This window comes from Frankia sp. CeD, from assembly GCF_000732115.1.
GTDB classification, from domain to species: Bacteria; Actinomycetota; Actinomycetes; order Frankiales; family Frankiaceae; genus Frankia; species Frankia casuarinae.
The window spans coordinates 12,725-32,678 of the sequence record NZ_JPGU01000011.1 but is presented as its reverse complement, the minus strand read 5'-3'; the positions used below and the strand labels follow the sequence as shown (position 1 = coordinate 32,678).

At 71.9% G+C, this 19,954-nt stretch carries 13 protein-coding genes and 1 pseudogene (1 of these 14 only partly in view); 10 read left to right on the top strand and 4 right to left on the bottom strand.

Annotation, left to right across the window (positions count from 1 at the left end; translation table 11 throughout):
• Window positions 1–45 precede the first annotated feature (45 nt).
• Complete coding sequence (locus CED_RS09110) at window positions 46–2,013, top strand: substrate-binding domain-containing protein (protein ID WP_035909840.1); 1,968 nt, start codon at window positions 46–48, stop codon at window positions 2,011–2,013.
• 36 nt (window positions 2,014–2,049) lie between these two features.
• Here the strand turns inward: CED_RS09110 and CED_RS09105 are convergent, their stop codons facing one another.
• Window positions 2,050–2,298, bottom strand: coding sequence for a DUF6158 family protein (locus tag CED_RS09105; RefSeq protein ID WP_011434791.1), 249 nt, complete (start codon window positions 2,296–2,298; stop codon window positions 2,050–2,052).
• A gap of 427 nt (window positions 2,299–2,725) precedes the next feature.
• Between CED_RS09105 and CED_RS09100 the strand changes: the two genes are divergently transcribed.
• The 4 genes from CED_RS09100 to CED_RS09085 all read left to right on the top strand — a co-directional run bounded on the left by CED_RS09100 (window position 2,726) and on the right by CED_RS09085 (window position 8,099).
• Entirely contained in the window at window positions 2,726–3,913 is a 1,188-nt protein-coding gene (locus CED_RS09100) for a sensor histidine kinase (RefSeq protein WP_235186977.1), read from the top strand.
• Window positions 3,910–4,716 carry a response regulator transcription factor gene (locus CED_RS09095; protein ID WP_035909838.1) on the top strand — a complete coding sequence of 269 codons (807 nt, stop codon included), beginning with the start codon at window positions 3,910–3,912 and terminating at the stop codon, window positions 4,714–4,716. Before CED_RS09100 ends, CED_RS09095 begins: the two co-directional genes overlap by 4 nt.
• A 70-nt stretch (window positions 4,717–4,786) precedes the next feature.
• A complete protein-coding gene (locus tag CED_RS09090) occupies window positions 4,787–5,392 on the top strand; it encodes a hypothetical protein (RefSeq protein WP_011434788.1) in 606 nt (201 codons plus the stop codon).
• Window positions 5,393–5,768: 376 nt separating this feature from the next.
• Complete coding sequence (locus tag CED_RS09085; protein ID WP_035909836.1) at window positions 5,769–8,099, top strand: Hsp70 family protein; 2,331 nt, start codon at window positions 5,769–5,771, stop codon at window positions 8,097–8,099.
• Window positions 8,100–8,175: 76 nt separating this feature from the next.
• Here the strand turns inward: CED_RS09085 and CED_RS09080 are convergent, their stop codons facing one another.
• Both CED_RS09080 and CED_RS24675 read right to left on the bottom strand, forming a co-directional pair.
• Window positions 8,176–8,703, bottom strand: coding sequence for a hypothetical protein (locus CED_RS09080; RefSeq protein WP_235186976.1), 528 nt, complete (start codon window positions 8,701–8,703; stop codon window positions 8,176–8,178).
• A 73-nt stretch (window positions 8,704–8,776) separates the two neighbouring features.
• Entirely contained in the window at window positions 8,777–8,971 is a 195-nt protein-coding gene (locus CED_RS24675) for a hypothetical protein (RefSeq protein WP_139140053.1), read from the bottom strand.
• A 120-nt stretch (window positions 8,972–9,091) separates the two neighbouring features.
• On the opposite strand from CED_RS24675, the gene CED_RS09070 reads away from it, so the two are divergent.
• The 4 genes from CED_RS09070 (at window position 9,092) to CED_RS09055 (ending at window position 15,742) form a co-directional block, all read left to right on the top strand.
• Window positions 9,092–9,847, top strand: coding sequence for a response regulator transcription factor (locus CED_RS09070; protein ID WP_023840873.1), 756 nt, complete (start codon window positions 9,092–9,094; stop codon window positions 9,845–9,847).
• Window positions 9,844–11,562, top strand: coding sequence for a cell wall metabolism sensor histidine kinase WalK (locus CED_RS09065; RefSeq protein ID WP_051868735.1), 1,719 nt, complete (start codon window positions 9,844–9,846; stop codon window positions 11,560–11,562). The genes CED_RS09070 and CED_RS09065 overlap by 4 nt, the downstream gene beginning before the upstream one ends.
• A gap of 41 nt (window positions 11,563–11,603) precedes the next feature.
• A complete protein-coding gene (locus CED_RS09060) occupies window positions 11,604–13,994 on the top strand; it encodes a glycosyltransferase family 39 protein (RefSeq protein WP_035909832.1) in 2,391 nt (796 codons plus the stop codon).
• Between the two features lie 365 nt (window positions 13,995–14,359).
• Window positions 14,360–15,742 (top strand): bifunctional glycosyltransferase family 2/GtrA family protein, encoded by a 1,383-nt coding sequence (locus CED_RS09055; RefSeq protein ID WP_011434783.1) that lies wholly within the window; start codon window positions 14,360–14,362, stop codon window positions 15,740–15,742.
• Here CED_RS09055 and CED_RS09050 read toward each other — a convergent pair.
• Window positions 15,726–19,136 carry a pyruvate carboxylase gene (locus CED_RS09050; protein WP_035909830.1) on the bottom strand — a complete coding sequence of 1,137 codons (3,411 nt, stop codon included), beginning with the start codon at window positions 19,134–19,136 and terminating at the stop codon, window positions 15,726–15,728. The genes CED_RS09055 and CED_RS09050 overlap by 17 nt on opposite strands.
• A 108-nt stretch (window positions 19,137–19,244) precedes the next feature.
• Between CED_RS09050 and CED_RS09045 the strand changes: the two are divergent.
• Window positions 19,245–19,954: pseudogene (locus tag CED_RS09045) on the top strand (saccharopine dehydrogenase NADP-binding domain-containing protein); it runs 457 nt beyond the window's last position.

Here is a 19,954-nt window from a genome sequence, read left to right as displayed (position 1 = left end):
GGGNCAGGGACGGACACGACGCTCGCTCGCGGAAAGGACGTCTCCGTGTCCGACGCCCGCCATCGATCCCGCCGCAACAGATTTCGTGGTGGCGCGTCCCATCACGGCGCGTCCCGGTATGGCGGGTCCCGGGCCGGTGGCCGCGGCCGTGCCGTCACCGTCGGCCTGGGCATCGTCAGCGGCGCGGCGCTGCTTGTACTGGGCGCGTTGACCGCCACCGGGATCGGGTTCGCGGCCCGCGCCGCCTGGGATGCCGGATCGGCCGGGGAATGCGCGGACGGCGGCGAACGGGCCACCCTGACCATCACCACCGCGCCGGCACTCGCGGCGCCGATCAGCCGGCTCGCCGCCGACTTCGATCGTCAGCGCGCCGGTGCCGAGGGCTCGGCGGGCCCGTGCGTGACCCTCGCCGTGTCGGTGGTCGCCTCCGACCGGGTGCTCGACACGCTGTCCCGGCCGGAGTCGCCGGACTCCCCCGGGCCGCCCGACGTCTGGATCCCGGAGTCGGCCGACTGGCTGGAGCTGGGCCAGGAATCGGACCCGGTCACGGCGAAACTGCCGGCGAAGGCCACGACGATCGCGGGATCGCCCGTCGTCATCGCCATGCCGAGACTCATGGCACAGCGCCTCGGTTGGCCCGAACATCATGTGACCTGGGCCGAACTGGCCGCGGCCGCGGGCGAGGCCGATTTCTGGACCCACCGGGGCGAGCCCCAGTGGGGGGACTTCCGGTTCGCCATGGCCAATCCGGAGCACTCGGCCGCCGCGCTGCGGGCCGTCATCGCAACGGTGGGCGCCGCCCGCGGACTCACCGCGGCCGAGATGACCACCGGCACGTTCGACCAGGATCGCGCGGCCCAGCTCACCGTGCTCCGGCAGGAACGCTCCATCGACTGGCTGCCAGAGTATGACCAGCAACTCTTCGACTCGGTGCGCACCGGCGGCACGGAGAACGGCGCGGCCGGATCCGCTCCCTCGGCCTTCCCGGCTCTGGAGGCCGATGTCATCGCCTACAACCGGTCCCTGACAAGCCAGAACGGTAACCCCCCGACCACGACGCTGGTGGCGTCCTACCCCTCGGACGGGATGNTCACGGCGACGGTGCCGTACATCGTCCTGAAGAAGACGGCGAGCTCGTCGTCCCGGCGGGCCGCGGCGGACGCCTTCGCCGCGTTCCTGCGCGGGGACGCGGGCCGCGCGGCTCTCAGCGGAGCCGGTTTCCGCACACCCACCGAGCTGGCGGGCCACGATGACCCAGGCGGGCTGGCCGGGACGCTCAACGCGACCGACGGGGTGCGCTCCGTCCCGCCGAAGCTGGCGAGCACGGACGCCTCCGACAGCACGCTCGGCACGGCTCGGCGGTTCTTCCGCCATGCCCGTCAGCGTGGTGCCACCCTCGTGGCGCTCGACAGCTCCGGATCGATGGCCGAACCGGTCCCGGGCACCGACCCGTCAAGAACTCGGCTGCAGGCGGCCGTCGAGACCTCCCTGGCCGGCCTGCGCCTGTTCGCACCCGACAGCCAGGTCGGTCTCTGGCGGTTCTCCGGCGAGCAGGGCGCCCAGGGAGTCCAGGGCTACCGGGATCTCGTGCCGATGGCTGCGCTCAACGCACCCGGACGAGGCGGCACCCATCGGGACGAGCTGATCGCCGCGCAGGCCGGGATCGTCCCCGGCGGAGCCACCGATCTGTATGCCACCACGCTCGCGGCCTTCCGCTTCCTGACCCAGCACTACGTCCCCGGCCGGCTCAACCAGGTCGTCATCCTCACCGACGGTCGCGACACGAACCGGGGTGCGGCCGCGCCGAGCCTGGACAGCCTGATCGAACAGCTGCACGCCGAGTACGACCCGAAGCGGCCGGTCGCCATAATCATGATCGCCTACAGCAACGACGCCGACCTCACCGCGCTGTCGCGCATCGCCGCGGCGACCGCAGGACGCTCCTACCTCCGGCCGGACCCGAGCCAGGTGGTCGACATCTACCTCGACGCGCTCACCCGCGTCCGCCCCTGAAGCCACGCGCCCCTGAAACCGCGCCCCTGAAACCGCTCAGACGGGAACTCCGGCGGCACGCCGTCTGCCGGCTCGGGTCCGGCGCGGATCGGGACTCGCGGCGTCCGGGAACCTCCGCAGGTATTCGCGTTCGAGCTCCAGCATCCGTGCGGTGTGGGTCTCGAAGGCGTCCTCGCTCCCCGCGATGAAGGCATCGTGCCGGGTACGATGCAGGTGCCGCAGCTCTCGGACGAGATCGACGTCGGTCAGCTCCTGCGCGGGAATTCCAGCTGGTCGGTGCATCATGCCCTCGGTCTACCCATTCCGGCGGCGCGATTCCCGGCTGGCGGGAGGACCAGCAGGTTCGGCGGGATCGGAACATCCGGCCCCGGGCCGGGCGGTGGTACCGGATCCGGCGCGGGCTCGGGTGGCGTCGGCTCGGGACCGGGCAGAACAGGATCGGGGATCGGCGAGGGCGGCGAGGGCTCGGGTGGCGTCGGGCCGGGACCCGGCGGCGCGACCGTGACGATGACGGGATACGTGGTCTGCATCTGATTGCGGTGCCCGGATGGCCCTCTTCACACACCGGGACGACCAGATGCCCGCTCCTTCTGGTCAGGCGCTGGCAGACGCTGGTCGATCTGTGGCTGGCTCGCTACCGTTGCGCACTATGACCGGGCTGGTTGGATCGGCGGCTTCTTCCTGCGACGTCATCCAACGTACCGAGCAACGCATGTCCCGGATGGTCGGCTACACCCGAGCAGCCTGTGCGACGTTCGTGATCATCCCGCTCTTCGGCTGGGCTCGCCTGCGCCACCCGTGGATCGCCGTGCTGATCGTGGCTGCCGCGGCCGTCGAGGCATCCTGGTTCACCTGGCGGGTCTGGCGGCGGCCGGGCCGGCTGTCCCCCCGGTTGGTCCTGGCGGACGTCGCCTTCTGCGTGGCGCTGATGCTCGTCGGGTCCAGAGCCGCGCAACCCGACGAACGCAACAAGATCATGACTGAGCTCGTGCCGTTCAGCCTCGTCGCACCCGCGGGCATCGGCTTCGGCCTCGGGCTGACGCTGCTCGCGGTCGGTGCGGTGGCCGTCCTGATGGCGGCATGGAGCCTGGCCGTGCTGCCGGATGTCTCCCTCAAGCTCGGTTCGGACCTGCTGGGCTTCGCCCTGTGGTACGTCGTCGCCATGCTCATCGCCCGCGAGCTGCGCGCGCTCTGCGCGGCGACCGCGGCCGCCCAGGACGAGGCCGCGGCGGCCGGGCGGCTCGCGATCGAGCAGGAGAAGGAGGCCGAAAGCCTGCGCCAGCGTGAGATCACCCATCGGGAGATCCACGACTACCTGCTCCCCGTCGTCGATCATGTTGCCGCCGGTGGAGTGCCCTCACCGGCACTCGTCCGGGAGGCCCGGCGCGGGGCACAGCGGGCGCGTCGGATCATCATGGATCCACGCGGGATGGACCCGCGGGCCCTGGCCGTCGACGGCACGGCTTCACCGGACTCCNCCCAGAACGGCCTCGAGGAGATGATGTCCGCGGTCGTGGACGCCTTGGCCGACGAGGGGCTCGCCCTGGTGCCCTTCGTGTCGATCAAGGGCGAACCGCCCGCGGAGGTCCGCGAGGCACTGGTGGCCGCGACGAGGGAGGCCCTGCGCAACGTGGTCCGACACTCCGCCAGCACCGACGAGGTCCACCTCTTCGTCGAGGGCGACGCGGATTCGGTGCTGGTGGTCGTCCGGGACAGGGGCGTGGGGTTCGATCCCGGCTCCGTCCGAGCGGGCGGGGGCATGACCGGAAGCTATTCCGCCCTGCGCCGGTATGGCGGGGAGACCCTGGTGACCGCCTGGCCGGGCGATGGGACGAAGGTGACCTTCCGCTGGCCCGCCGCCGAGCCGACCGGAGCCGGCGCGCCCGGGACCGGCCGATGAGCGTCGATCGCCGGCCGGTCTCGGTGGCGATCATCGACGATCATCCGATCGCCACCGAATCGCTGGCCGCCAGGTTCGCCGGCGCGGGGTTCTCCGTGCTGGCGCCGGCCCCGAGCCTGGAGACCTTCGACCGGGACACCACGCCCGGGATCGTGGTGTGCGACCTGCACCTGCCCGGGGTGTCCGGGGCCGCCGCCGTGGCCGACCTGCATCGACGCGGTCTTCGGGTGCTGGCGACCTCCGGGGTTGCGACACCGGACGAGGTCCTCGACGCGGTCGCCGCGCAGGCTCGCGGCTTCGTCGAGAAGACCGCCCCGGCCCAGCAGTTCGTGGCGGCGGTGACCGCCGTCGCNGGGGGTAGCTTCCACGTCNCCGCCCGCCTCGCCGGGTTTCTGCTGGAGGATGCGCACCGGCGACCGCTGTCCCGGGGCGAGATCGGCCCCGGGGAACGGAACCTGCTGCGCGGACTCGCCCAGGGCGACCTCATTGACGAGCTGCGCGGCGAGTGGGGAATGACCGCCGCCGCCGTGCACGACCTGCTCGATCGAATCTTCGACGCCGCCCGCCGACGGCGCCGCCTGCACCGGCCCTCCCCGCGGGAGGCCGAGGTGATGGTCCTCGTCGGTTGCCGGGGTATGTCCCACCGGGAAGCGGCGCGGGCGATGAACGTCAAGGCCAGTGTCGTCGCCGACTATCTGCGCACGGCGAAGGCGAAGTACGTGGCGAGCCATCCCGACGCCCCGGCGACGATCCCGCCCAGCACCGCGGCCGCCCTCTGGGCCCGCGAGCTCGGATTCGGCTGAGCCCCCTCGATTGAGGCCCCTTGATTTCGAGGGATTGCCCTGCGCCGGCTTCGGTCACACCCTCGTCAGGATGGGCGGGGGAGGCGGCGAGGATGAGGGTCATCCGCGGTCCTGTCGTCTCTGGGCGGCCTTCCGCGGGTCGTTCCTGGGACCGGAGGCGCTCCCCGTCGGCATGTGGCGGATCAGATCTCCCGACGTCGCGACGGCCCATCCGGCTGACCAACCGATCCCCGGTGACGGCACGAATCCCGAGGCGGACGGCCGTGAGATCCAGGCGGTGCACCGTGGGCACGCGATCTGGCTGGGTACCCCGGACGCGGATCTGTACCGGCTGGACGACTCGCGGTGGCTGCTGCGCAACAACCGGCGGGCCGCCGCACTCACCCGACGCCTGGTCGCCCGGGCCAGGCCCGTCACGGACGGCACGGCCGGGTCCGCCCACCTGCATCTCGTCACCGGCGATTCGCTCGCGGGCTACCTTCAGATCATCCGGCTCGGACCGGTGGTCGCCCGGCTGCGCACGATCCCGGGCGAGGGGTCCTCGCTACCGCGCACCGTGGCCGTTGATCTCGGCAAGCAGGCCGCCGAGCAGGTAGCCGGGCTGGCGGCAGCCATGGGCGACCTGCGTCGCGCGCCCTGGCGCCCCAGCCGATGGATTACCCGGACGGATCGGTAACGGCCGGGGATCATCCGCTTTCCCCCGATGATTGAGGGATGGTGTCGGCCCATCGGAACTACCAGGATCGAGGGTAGGGACCGCGCCGGTGCGACGGGTTCGGGCCGGATCGTCGGGGGGAGCGAGATGGCTTGGTGCCGAATCGGGGGCGCACCGGCGTGATTCCGCGGACTGTCGGTCGTCGGGGAAGGTCGGCAGTCCGCCTGTTCATACCGGCAAGCGCCGGCCGCCGCTGTCCGCACCGGTGAAAGCCGCCACGGGGGGCAACCGGTCACAAACATTCGGTCCCGGCGTTCGCCCCACTGATGAGGGTGTCGCTGGTGGCTTTGTCGACATCGCTACGATCTGCCCACTGGAAACGTGGACAGGGGGTGCTGTGGGCGAGCCGATCCTCGCCATCGACTACGGCACCTGCAGTGCCTCGGCCGCCTTGGCCGTCGACGGTCGCATCGAACCGGTGAAGGAGCCCGCGAGCGGCTCGGCGAGCTGGCCCGCGTCGGTCTTCGTGGATGGCGGCAGCCTGATCGTCGGCACGCTCGCCGAGCGGCGCAAGCGGATCTGGCCCGCGGCGTACCGCGGCGAGGTCAAGCGCGATCTGGCCCGGGACAGCGCCGTGTCACTCGACGGCCGCAGCTATCCGGCGCACGTGCTGGTGACCGCGGTGCTGTCCGCGCTGAAGGCCGAGGCCGAACAGCAGCTCGGTGGTGCGGCGCTGTCGCGGGCCGTCGTCACGATACCGGCGAGCTACGATCCCGCCGGCCCGCTGCGCCGGACGATGATCGCCGCAGCGGAGGCCGCCGGGTTCGTCGACGTGGACCTGCTCGCCGAGCCGGTCGCGGCGGCCTGGTCGCCGGTGGTCGGCGTCGCGCCCGAGCCCGGCTCGCTCATGCTCGTGTACGACCTGGGCGGCGGGACGTTCGAGGGGGCGCTGGTCGCGGTCGGTGAGGACGGCCGGCACGAGATGCTCTCCCACTCGGCTCTGCACGACTGCGGCGGCCGCGAACTCGACCAGATTCTGTTCGACGAGATCCTGGGGTTGTACGGGCCGGGGCTGGAACCGCTACTGAATCCGCCCGGGATCGGCGAGACGTTCCAGACCACGGCCAACCGGACCCGCCACGAGCTGCTCGACTTCGCCCGGGCAGTGAAACATCAACTCTCCGACATCGCCGTGGTGGAGGATGTTTTCAGCCCGGCCGGCCTGCTGGTCAGCATGCAGCGTGACCGGTTCGCCCAGCTCGCCTCCCCCATCCTGGCCCGCACGATGGCCTGCTGCCAGCACTTGCTGAAGTCCTCCGGTTACGGACCGGACAAGCTGAGTGGGGTGCTCCTCGTCGGTGGCAGCTCCCGGATCCCGGTCGTCACCGACATCCTCGAAGGTCGGCTCGGGGTCGGCACCGACTGGCCGGGGCAGCAGATCTACCTCCCCGCCGATCCCGAGCTCGCCGTGGTGCTCGGCGCCGCCGCCTGGGCAAGCTCGGTCTCCACCCGCCGGACCACCGCGGCGCGCCCGAATCCGGTCCTGCAACCGGCTCGCTGGGACATCCCCGGCGGGCGGGCGACGATGGTGCGCTGGCTCGTCGAGCCCGGGGAGCGCTTCGACGCGAGCGCCGTGCTGGCGCGGGTCCGCCTCACCGACGGTTCCCTGTTCGACCTGGCCGCCGAGGCGCCGGGTAGCCTCATCCACACCCACGCGGCACCCGGCACTCCGGTCCGCGACGCCGACTGGTTGGCGACCACACTTCCGTCCGGGCCGGTGCCGATGGGGTCGGCGGTGCCGGCGGACCTGCGCGGCTTCGAGCGCAGCAGCCGCCCGTCCCACCACGTCGAGGTCACCGCGCGGGCCACCCTCAAGGGACACGAACGCGACGTCACCTCGGCGGCCTTCTCCCCGGACGGCAAGCTGCTCGCCACCACCAGCAAGGACGGCACCCGGCTGTGGGACGTCGCCACCGGCCGAACGTCGGTCACACTCAGCGGACGCAAGAGCCTGGTCGTGCACGGCTGCGCCTTTTCCTCGGACGGCAAGCTGCTCGCCACCACCGGCAGCGACAAGACGGCCCGCATCTGGGACGTTGACGCCGCCCGCCAGACGGTGACCCTGACCGGGCACCGGGGACCCGTGTACGGCTGCGCCTTCTCCCCGGACGGCAGCCTGCTCGCCACGACCAGTACCGACCGCACCGTCCGGCTGTGGGGTTCGTCGACCGGGAAAAACCTTGCCACCCTCAACGGCCATCGCGGCTCGGTCTACGGCTGCGCCTTCTCCCCCGACGGCCGGCTGCTGGTCACCGCCGGCGCGGAGTCCACCCTGCTGTGGGACGTCACGGTTGGCGAGATCATCATGAGCCTGCCGGGGCACACGAACTTCGCCGGCGGATGCGCCTTCTCCCCCGACGGCCGGCTGCTCGCGACGAGCGGCAACGAGGGCACCCGGCTCACCGACGCCTCCAGCGGCACCACCGTGCTCACTCTGCCGGGTTCGGCGCAGAGCTNCGCCTTCTCCCCGGACGGCCACCTGCTGGCGACGGCGAGCACCGACGACACCGCGCAACTGTGGGACGTCGCGACCGGGTCCGCGATCGCCACCCTCACCGGGCACAGCAGCACGGTGATGAGCTGCGCGTTCGCCCCCTACGGCCTCCTGCTCGCCACCACCAGTACCGACATGACCGCTCGGCTCTGGGACATCATCTACACCCCCTGACGCTCCGGCCGTCCCGGCAGGCACAGCCGCCGCCCGGAGATCCCGGAACTCCCGGAGATCCCGGAACTCCCGGAGATCAGGTCGGAAAGACCGCGCCGTCCCGTGGCGGGCACTGCAGGCCGAGGTCGTCCAGCACCGCCTCGGGCGCGACGCCACACCCGACCTCGTAGGTACCGAGCTGGACCAGTTCCCACCCGGAGCCCGTGTGATGCAGTACACCCTCGGCCCGGTCGAGATCGGCCACGGTCGGGCGCAGCTCGGTCAGTGCCCAGCTCGGGTCGCTGGCGGCCAGGGTGGTTCCGGTGACCTCGTAGTTCTGCGGCGGAACATTCGNGGTGAACGAGCTCGTCCGGACCGCCTCGGCAATCGCGTCCGCATCCCCGGCCNACGGCGGGAAGGTGCCGGCGCCGCGAGCCACGGCAGCGACGACGCGGCTGGTTTCCCCGGGAACCGACGCCACTGAGGACGACCTGGAACAGGCAAACGCCGTACCCACGGTCACGACTCCCGCGGTGACCAGAGTTGCGGTGGGCAGTACCACCCGGCGCACGATACGGGGACGGTTACCGCGGACGGCGGACCGAGGACGACTGTGGCGAGCCATGCTGTGCACCTACCCAGTTTGCGCAGGTGAACCCCCTGAAGGGGGATACTCCGACGGTCAACCCGACGACAGATCACATCGTGATCTCGTTGAGATTCACCCATCCCTCACTACTCTCGCCCTCATTGGTCTCACCAAGATAAAATCTTGGCAAAATGTGGTGCAATACTTGATCGAGCGTGGTGTCCATCCCATCCAAGCCGTCGGGCCCGCCACCCCGGGAGAGGCTGCCATTCGAGGGGGTCCCGGTCGTCTCGTCGATGGACATCGCGGCGAGTGGCACGCCTACGATTCCGCGGCCCCGCCGGGCATTCACAGACCCGGCATTCACAGCAGGCTCACAGCAAGACCTCAGGTAACAGCCAGCCAAGGAGGCGAAGCTGACACCATGCAACCGGTGCGGGTCCTCGTGGTGGACGACGAGACAACACTGGCGGAGCTGCTGTCGATGGCGCTGCGCTACGAGGGGTGGGAAGTGCGCAGCGCCGCGGATGGTCGCGGAGCGCTGCGGCTCGCCCGCGACTTCCGGCCGGACGCGGTGGTTCTCGATATCATGCTGCCCGACATGGACGGCTTGGAGGTGCTTCGGCGCCTGCGGGCGGAGAGCCCGGACGTACCGGTGCTGTTTCTGACCGCCCGGGACGCCGTCGAGGACCGGGTGGCGGGGCTCACCGCCGGCGGCGACGACTACGTCACGAAGCCGTTCAGTCTCGAGGAGCTCGTCGCGCGGCTGCGCGGACTGATGCGCCGCGCCGCGCGCACCACCGAGGCGTTGCAGGGCGCCCGGCTCGTCGTCGGCGATCTCACGATGGACGAGGAGAGCCGGGAGGTGCAGCGCGCCGGCCAGCCGGTGCACCTCACCGCCACCGAGTTCGAGCTGCTGCGCTTCTTCATGCGCAACCCACGCCGGGTGCTCAGCAAGGCCCAGATCCTCGACCGGGTCTGGAACTACGACTTCGGCGGCCAGGCGAACGTCGTCGAGCTCTACGTCTCGTACCTGCGCAAGAAGATCGACGCCGGCCGCCCCCCGATGATCCACACGATGCGCGGGGCCGGGTACGTCCTGCGGCCGGCCGATCCGGCGCTGGCACCGAGGACCTCCGCCACCCCGTCATCGAGGGGCACCTCGCCGGGCCCGGCATGAGCTCCCCGGCTCACCGGGTCCGGATCGTGCCGGTCGCGCCCTCGCGCTGGTCACTGCGCACCCGGCTGCTCGCCCTACTGATGCTCCTGCTGGCGACCGTCTCGCTGGTGATCGTGTTCGTCACCGCCGTCGCGCTGCGAGGAGTCCTCGTCGACCAGCTCGACAGGCGGCTGCGGGAGGCCAGCGGGCGATGGGACCGGCCGGAACCCACCTTTCTCCAGAACCTCCCGTCCTTCCCGGCCCTGCCGGCCCTCCCGGCCCCGGCCGCCGCCGACTCCGCTGCCACCGCTGCCGCCGACTCCGCTGCCACCGACTCCGCTGCCACCGACTCCGCTGCCACCGCTGCCGCCGACTCCGCTGCCGCCGACCAGCCGTCCAGCCTCAGCCCGCAGCAGCTGCGGGTCCGCCGGTTCTTCCGTGGACCGGTCGATCCGGGAACGCTGGGAGCCGTCGTGGGCGAGGATGGAACCTACGGGGCCTTCATCGATACCGCCGGCGAGGGGAAGGAGCTGACCACCGCCGAGACCGCCGTCGTCGCGGGCATTCCCGCCTACCTGCGGCCGTATACCCGGGCGTTCGGCGATCAGGGTGACTATCGGCTCCTCGCGAGGACCACCCATGACGATATGATCGTCGTCACCGGGCTGCCGATGAAACAGGTGAACGCGACCCTCACCAGGATGACAATGATCGCTGGGGTGGTGGCGCTGGTGGGGGTCGCGGCCGCCGCGATCGCCGGCACGGCGATCGTCCGCGTCACGCTGCGACCGCTGCGGCGGGTCGCAGCGACGGCCTCCCGGGTCGCCGAGCTACCCCTCGACCGGGGNGAGGTGGCCCTGTCGGTGCGGGTGCCGCAGGTAGACACCGACCCGCGCACAGAGGTCGGCCAGGTCGGGGCGGCGCTCAACCGGATGCTCGGCCACATCGGTGCCGCGCTGGCCGCCCGCCACGCGAGCGAGATGCGGATGCGCCAGTTCCTCGCCGACGTCAGCCACGAACTGCGCACTCCGCTCGCGGCGATCAGCGGGTACGCCGAGCTGACCCGCCGGACCCGCGAGCACGTCCCCGCGGACGTCACCTACGCGATGAGCCGGGTCGAGTCCGAAAGCGCGCGGATGACGGCGCTGGTCTCCGACCTGCTGCTGCTCGCCCGGCTCGACTCCGGTCGGGACCTGGTCCGGGAACCGGTGGACGTCTCCCGGCTGATCGTCAACGCGGTCAACGACGCGCACGTGGCTGCCCCGGGCCACCGCTTCGCTCTCGACCTGCCCGAGGAGCCGGTCACGGTCNCCGGGGNCCCGGCCCGCCTGCACCAGGTTCTCGCGAACCTGCTGGCCAACGCCCGCACCCACACGCCGCCTGGCACCCAGGTCACGGCGAGCCTGACCGTGAGCGGCCCCACGGCGATCCTCGCGGTCGTGGACGACGGCCCGGGCATCCCTCCGGATCTGCTCCCCGAGGTCTTCCAACGCTTCGCGCGCGGCGACAGCTCGCGGTCCCGCGCCGCCGGTAGCACCGGGCTGGGGCTCGCCATCGTCGCCGCCGTCGTCGAGGCACATCACGGGCACGTGCGGGCCACGAGCGAGCCGGGACGCACCGCCTTCATGGTCGAGCTGCCCCGATGCCTCCCCCCCTCGGAGACGGTCCCGTCCGAGCCTGNCCGCCTGACCGGCCCGACGCACCCCGACCGAGCTTCACAGCCTGCGCACAGGTAGATCACAAGAAGCCGAAAGGTCCGCGGTCGACAGTGATCCCCATGTCGCCCATACTCACCGACCCGGTGCCCCTCTCCGGAGGCGGTCGGGCCCCTGGACATCGGCGGCGCATGCCGTGGACCAGGGACCAGCCCCACCACGTGCCCTCCCCCGACGCCCCCACCGAGACCGGGCTCCCGGTCGGCGGCTCCGGTGGCCTCGTATCCGCCGAAGACGTATCCGCCGAGGACGCCCGCTGGGTCCGACCTGCACTGGTCACCCTGCTGGTGGGCACGGGTGTGCTCTACCTGTGGGGCCTCGGCGCGTCGGGGTGGGCGAACGCGTTCTACTCGGCCGCGGTCCAGGCCGGCTCGGTGAGCTGGAAGGCGTTCTTCTACGGTTCCTCGGACGCCGCCAACTCAATCACGGTCGACAAGCCGCCGGCCTCCCTGTGGGTCATGGCGCTGTCCGTCCGGATCTTCGGCCTCAGCGCCTGGAGCATCCTCGTGCCCCAGGCGCTGATGGGTGTCGCCACCGTCGGCCTGCTTTACCAGACCGTGCGGCGGCAGTTCTCCGCCGGTGCGGGCCTGCTCGCCGGCGCGGTGCTGGCCCTGACCCCGGTCGCGGCCCTGATGTTCCGGTTCAACAACCCGGACGCCCTGCTCGTGCTGCTCCTGGTCGCCGCGGCCTACGCGACGTTGCGGGCGATCGAGCAGGCGAGCACCCGCTGGCTGGTGTTCGCCGGGGTCCTGGTCAGCTTCGCCTTCCTGACGAAGCTGCTGCAGGCACTGCTCGTCGTCCCCGTCTTCGCGCTGGTGTACCTGGTGACCGCGCCGACCTCGTTCTGGCGGCGCGTCCGGCAGNCCCTGGCCGCGGGGCTCGGACTGCTGATCCCCGCCGGCCTCTTCATCGCGATCGTGGAGCTCGTTCCGGCGTCCTCCCGCCCCTACATCGGGGGTTCACAGCACAACAGCCTGCTGGAGCTCACCCTCGGCTACAACGGACTCGGCCGACTTACCGGCAACGAGACCGGCAGCGTTGGCGGTGGCCGGGGCGGCCGGATGGGCGGCCTGCCGGAATCCATCGGGAACGGCGCGGCAGGCGCCGCTCCCGGCGGCGGCACGGTCATCTTCGGCCCCGGGGGTCCGGGCGGCCGCGGGGGCGGCATGTGGGGCCAGGCCGGTTGGACCCGCATGTTCGGCTCGGAAGTCGGCGGTCAGATCTCCTGGCTGCTCCCGACGGCACTGATCCTGCTCGTCGCCGGCCTGTGGATCACCCGGCGCGCCCCGCGGACGAACCGCGCCCGCGCCGCCTTCCTTCTCTGGGGCGGCTGGCTGCTCGTCACCGGCATCGTCTTCAGCCAGATGAAGGGCATCTTCCACGCCTACTACACGGTGGCGCTCGCCCCGGCGGTCGGTGCCCTGGTGGGGATGGGCTGCGCGCTGCTCTGGCGTCATCGCCGGCATCCCGCCGCCGCCGTGGTCTCGGCTGCCACGATGGCCGCCACCGCCGCCTGGTGCTACACCCTGTTGAACCGCACCCCCCAGTGGCATCCATGGATCCGGTACGCCGTGCTCGTCGCCGGGATCATCGCGGCGCTCGGGTTCCTCGCGGCCATCCGACTGCCGCGGCGGGCCGCGCTCGGTGTCGCCACCGTGGCGCTGGTCGCCGGGCTCCTCGGACCCGGCTCGTATGCCATCGCCACCGCGGCGACCCCGCACACCGGCTCGATCCCGGCGGCGGGTCCCGCCGGCGCCGGCTTCGGCGGGCCGGGNGGNGGCCGCTTCTTCCGCATGGGCCAGGGCGGCCTGCAGGCCGGCCGTCAGCGGGGCTTCCCGCCGCGGGGGATGGGCCGCGGGGCACAGGGCGGCCCACAGGGTGGTGGAATCTTCCCCGGCAGGGCCTTCCCCGGCGGTGGGCAGCAGATGCCCGGCGGCCAGGGCGGCATGCCCGGCCAGGCCGGTGGTGGTGCCGGGACCGGAACCACCACGCCGGGGAACGGGATCCTCGGCGGGCGGGAGAGCCGGGGCGGTGGCCCAGGCGGTCTACTCAGCGCCGTCACTCCCAGCAACACGATCGTGAAGCTGCTCAGGCAGAACGCGGACTCCTACACCTGGGTCGCCGCCGCGGTCGGTTCGAACAGCGCGGCCGGATACCAGCTCGCGACCCAGGACCCGGTCATGCCGGTCGGCGGGTTCAACGGGAGCGACCCCTCGCCCACCCTGGCGCAGTTCAAGCAGTACGTCGCCGAAGGAAAGATCCACTACTTCATCGGCGGCGGCGGCGGCTTCGGTCAGGCCAACGGCGGTAGCTCGTCCTCACGGGAGATCTCCAGCTGGGTGACGGAGAACTTCACCTCGAAGACGGTNGACGGCGTGACCCTCTACGACCTGACCGCACCGANGACCGGCGCCACCACCGGCTCCACGACGGGCACCGGCGTCACTGCCTGACGCTGCGGTGGCCTGACGCGGACGGGCGTCCAGCCCGTGGGCCACGGGTGAACGCGACGCCCACCAGGATGCCGCGATCGCCGTCGCGATCCTCCTGGTGGGCGTCACCGCGTTGGCGCGATGCCTCACCGACGCGATGCCTCACAGTTATGGTTCCAATCCGCTCCGCACCACAACCACAACCACCGAGACGGTCCTCAGCCCGGCCGGCGCTCACAGCAGGCGCACAGCATCGGCACACGAGCGGCACAGCTCCCGAACCGAGGGTGGAGAGCATGACGATGACACGGATGCCTTCCTCGACGACCGTGATCTCCGGGACGACCGAGACCTCCGGGACGACCGTGATCTCCGGGATGACCGTGATGACCGGGACCTTCGAGACGACCGGGAGCACCGGAGAGAGCATTCCCGTTCAACATCATCAGCCCGGGTGGCTCGGGCCGGACGGCGGCCGTCCGCGCCCGGTGCTGGACGTCGTCATCCCCGTGTACAACGAGGAGAACGACCTCGCCCCCTGCGTCCGACGGCTGTACGCCCACCTGACCGGGACGTTCCCGTACCCCTTTCAGATCACGATCGCCGACAACGCCAGCACCGACGGCACCCTGGCCATCGCCCAGGCGTTGGAGAAGGAGCTCCCCGAGGTCGCCGCGATCCACCTCGAGGCCAAGGGCCGCGGCCGGGCACTGCGGGCGGCCTGGGGCCTCTCGCCCGCACCGGTCCTCGCCTACATGGACGTCGACCTGTCGACCGACCTCGCCGCGCTGCTGCCCCTGGTGGCTCCGCTCATCAGCGGCCACTCGGATCTCGCTATCGGCACCCGGCTCTCCCCCGCCTCCCGGGTCGTGCGGGGACCGCGCCGGGAGGTGATCTCCCGCTGCTACAACCTGATCCTCCGCAGGACCCTGGCGGCCCGGTTCTCCGACGCGCAGTGCGGCTTCAAGGCGATCCGCGCCGACGCCGCGGCGGGCCTGCTACCCCTGGTGGAGGATAGCGGCTGGTTCTTCGACACCGAACTGCTCGTCCTGGCCGAACGGGCCGGGATGCGCATCCACGAGGTCCCGGTCGACTGGATCGATGATCCGGACAGCCGCGTCGACGTCCTCGCCACGGCCATCGCCGACCTGAAGGGTGTGGTCCGCCTCTTGCGGGCGTTCGGCAGCGGAAAGCTGCCGCTCGCCAAGCTGCACCAGGAGTTCGGCCGAGGTCCGCTCACCGCCGGCCACGCCGAGGAGGGCAAGGTCGTCGAGGTCCCGGGGGTACCGAAGGGACTCGCCGGTCAGCTCCTGCGATTCGCCGCGATCGGGGTCGCCAGCACGCTGTCCTATCTGGTGCTCTTCGTCCTGCTGCGGACAGTCACCGGGGCGCAGATCGCGAACCTGCTGTCGCTGCTTCTCACGGCGGTCGCGAACACCGCGGCGAACCGGCGGCTGACCTTCGGTCTCACCGGTCCGCGGCGCGCCGGTCGCCACCATCTGCAGGGCCTGGTGGTGTTCGCCGTCGGCCTCGGCCTGACCAGCGGTTCGCTCGCGCTCCTGCACGCGGCGAGCACGAACCCCGGCCGCGGCCTCGAACTCTCCGTGCTGGTGCTGGCGAACCTGGCCTCCACGGTCATCCGGTTCCTTCTGCTACGCGCCTGGGTTTTCCGCCCGGACCGGGAGGCGAGGAACGTGGCCGGGATGCCCCCGGCCACGACACCCCCGCGGAGGCGGGCCCCGACCGGCGAGATCAGGAACGCAGAGTAAGCAGCAGGTCGCCGACCTCGACGGAGTCGCCGCTGGAGCGGACGAGCTCCACGACGGTCCCGCCCACCGGGCTGGTCACCGCGGCCTCCATCTTCATCGCCTCCACCACCGCCAGCCGCTGGCCCTTCGTCACCGTGTCGCCCACCGCGACGCTGAACGTGACGATGCCCGGCAGCCCGGCGCCCACCTGGTTCGGATCGGCGGCGTCCGCCCGACGGGCCGCCGTGGTGGTGGCCGTGATGGACGCGTCCCGGACCCGCACCGGCCGGGGCTGGCCGTTGACCCGCAGGTACAGGGTGCGCATCGCGGAGTCGTCCGGTTCGGAGAGCGTCTCCAGCTCCACGATGATCTCTACCCCGGGCTCCAGGGTGACGGTGAGCGGAACGCCAGGCCGCAGCCCGTACAAAAAGCCGTCGGTCGGGACCACGGAGGAGTCCCCGTAGGCGTCCACCGCCCGCAGATAGTCCTTCCACGGGCCGGGGAAGAGCAGCCTGGACAGGGCCACCCGCCGGGCCCCCGGGAAGGAGAGCTCGTCGGCGTCCGCCGCGTCGAGGTCGACGGACGGCGGCGACGGACGGCGCCCGGCCAGCGCCCGTTCCCGGAACGGTTCGGCGAAGCCTGCCGGCGGCGTGCCGAGTTCACCCGCGAGATAGCCGAGCACGCTGGCCGGCAGGTCGAACTCCTCGGGATGCGCACGCAACCGGTCCACGTCGACGGATCCGCCGGCGATGAACAGAGCCAGGTCACCGACGACCTTGCTGGTCGGCGTCACCTTGATGGGCTTGCCGAGCAGCTCGTTGGCGATCGCGTAGCACTCGGTGACCTCGGCCCACCGGNCCCCCAGNCCCAGCGCGATCGCCTGCTGACGCAGGTTCGTCAGCTGGCNGCCGGGAATCTCGTGCCGGTACACGGCCCCGGTCGGGGCCCGCAGCCCCGCCTCGAACGGGGCGTAGAGGTCGCGCACAGCCTCCCAGTACGGCTCCATCGCGGACAGCGCGGACAGCGCGATGCCGGTCGCCCGGGGAGTGTGGTCGGTCGCCGCCACCAGCGCGGACATGTTGACCTGGCTGGTGCCGCCGGACATCGGCGCGGCGGCGGCGTCCACCGCGTCCACCCCGGCCGCGGACGCCGCGAGCNGGGTGGCGAGCTGGCCGCCCGCGGTGTCGTGGGTATGCAGGTGGACGGGCCGGTCGAAACGCTCCCGCAGGGCCGTCACCAGCGTGGCCGCCGCCGCCGGGCGCAGCAGTCCCGCCATGTCCTTCACGGCAAGCACATGCACACCCGTCTCGACGAGCTCTTCGGCGAGGCGCAGGTAGTAGTCGAGGGTGTAGATCCGCTCCGCCGGGTCGGAGAGGTCACCGGTGTAGCAGAGCGTCCCTTCGGCGATCGCCCCGGTACCGAGCACCGCCTCGATCGCCGGGCGCATCTGCTCGATGTCGTTCAGCGCATCGAAGATCCGGAAGATGTCGACGCCGGTCGCCGCGGCCTCGGCGACGAACGCCCGGACGACGTCGTCCGGGTAGGGGGTGTACCCGACCGCGTTGCGCCCCCGCAGCAGCATCTGCAGGCAGATGTTCGGCGCGGCCNGGCGCNGCGNGGCGAGCCGCTCCCACGGATCCTCCGCGAGAAAGCGCAGCGCGACATCGTAGGTCGCCCCGCCCCAGGCCTCCAGGCTCAGCAGGTTCGGCGTCAGCGCGGCGTACGACGGGGCGGCCGCCAGGATGTCGAAGCTGCGCAGCCTCGTGGCCAGCAGCGACTGGTGGGCGTCACGCAGGGTGGTGTCGGTGACGGCCAGCGCCTCCTGGGCGCGCAGCCACGCCGCCCAGCCCGCCGGCCCGAGCTCCGTCAGCAGCTGCCGGGATCCCGCCGGCGGCTGCGTGCCGCCGGACGCCGTGCCGCCGGACGCCGCCACCTGCGCGGGCGCGGGCGGCAGCAACTCCCGGGGGTCGGTCAGGGCGACCGCCGGGCGCGGGAATCCGTTCACCGTGCTCTCGGCGAGGCGAGCCAGCAGCCGGCTGGTCGGGTCCGCCCCCTTGCCGGGAGCGAGCAGCTCCGGCCGTTCATCGATGAACGACGTGCTCACCCCGCCGGCGAGGAAGCCGGGGTCAGCGAGGAGCCGCACCAGGAAGTCGATGTTCGTGCGCACCCCGCGGACCCGGAACTCGTTCAGCGCCCGCCGGGCGCGCCGCGCCGCCTTCTCCAGCGTGTTACCCCGGGTCGTCAGCTTCACCAGCAACGAGTCGAAGTACGGGCTGACTTCGGCCCCCGGGTACGTGGCGCCGTCGAGGCGCACCCCCGGACCGCCGGGTGACTGGTAGAAGCTGATCGTCCCGATGTCGGGCCGGAAGCCATCCGAGGGATCCTCGGTGGTGACCCGGCACTGGATGGCGGTGCTGCGCAGGACGATCTGCTCCTGGGTGAGGTTGAGGCCGGCCAGGCTCTCCCCATCAGCGATCCGCAGCTGCGCCGCGACCAGATCAACCCCGGTGACCTCCTCGGTGACCGTGTGCTCGACCTGGATCCGGGGATTCATCTCCATGAACGTGTACCGGTCGTCGGCGCCGAGAAGAAACTCGACCGTGCCCGCATTGACATAGCCGACATGCCGGGCGAACCGCACCGCGTCGGCGCAGATGCTCGCCCGGACCGCCTCGTCGAGCTGCGGCGCCGGGGCGATCTCCACGACCTTCTGGTGCCGGCGCTGCACCGAGCAGTCCCGCTCGTACAGATGGATGATGTTGCCGTAGGCGTCGGCCAGGATCTGGACCTCGATGTGGCGCGGCCGGTCCACCGCCTGCTCCAGGAAGATCGTGCCGTCCCCGAAGGCGGCGGCGGCCTCCCGGGACGCGCTCGCCACCGCGTCGGCGAGGTCGGCGGGGCGTTCCACCCGCCGCAGGCCGCGCCCCCCACCACCGGCGGAGGCCTTGACGAACAGCGGGAAGCCGACCTCCTCGGCGGCGGCGAGCGCCCCGGCGCCCTCCGGCAGCGGCACCGAGGCGCGCAGCACCGGCAGCCCGGCGGCCAGCGCGGCGTCCCGGGCGGCGACCTTGTCTCCGGTCAGCCGCAGGACCGCCGGGGGCGGTCCGACGAAGGTGACGCCGGCGGTGGCGCACGCATCGGCGAGCACCGCCGACTCCGACAGGAAGCCGTAGCCGGGGTGCAGCGCGTCGGCCTCCGCCTGCTTGGCCACGGTGAGCAGGGCATCGATGTCCAGGTATCCGCGCACCGGGTGCCCGGGGCCACCGATCTCGTAGGCCTCGGACGCCTTTGTCCGGTGCAGCGCGGAAACGTCTTCGGGCGTGTAGACCGCCACCNTGCGCAGGCCCAGTTCCTGAGCGGCTCGGAAAACACGGACGGCGATCTCGCTACGATTTGCAACCAGTACCTTACGCACACGCGCCTCCTCGGACGGGTGCGCATCATTGTGGGGTGTGCAGGCCCCTACGTGCCAAAGTAACGTCTCAAGGGCCACCTTCGACAGATGGGCATAACGTCGGGACCCATGACGGCCCGTATCGTAGTGTTCGGCGCGACCGGTTACACCGGCCGGCTGGTGACCGCGGAACTCGTGGCTGCCGGGCACCGACCTGTCCTCGCCGGCCGCACGGAGACCAGGGTCCGTGCCCTCGCCGCCGCCTACGACGGCCTGGAGACCACCGTGGCTGACGCGGCCGACGTGGTTGACGCGGCCGACGTGGTTGACGCGGCCGACGGCGCGTCGCTGGCCCGCCTGCTCGGGCTCGGCACCGGGGACGTGCTCGTCTCCACGGTGGGCCCGTTCCGCCGGTTCGGGCGACCGGTCGTGGCGGCGGCGGCCGCGGTCGGCGCGCACTACCTGGACTGTTCCGGGGAGGGCGCNTTCCTGCGGCACGTCTTCACCGAGGTCGGCCCGCGAGCGGCGGCGTCCGGGGCGGCGTTGATCCCCGGCGCCGGCTTCGACTTCGTCCCCGGCAACCTCGCCGGAGCACTGGCCCTGCAGGCGGCCGGCGGCGAAGCCCGCCGCCTCGACGTCGGCTACCTCGTCATGGGCGCTCTCGGGATGAGCAGCGGAACGCGGGCGACCCTGCTGGCCGCGCTGACCGAGCCCGTCATCGTGCTGCGCGGCGGCGTCCTGGTCGAGCGCCCGCTCGCCCGCGAGGTGCGGTCCTTCCGGTCGTCCGGCAAGGTCACCGGCGGGTCGGGCGGCAGGCGGGGNCACCCNGCGGNGNTGTG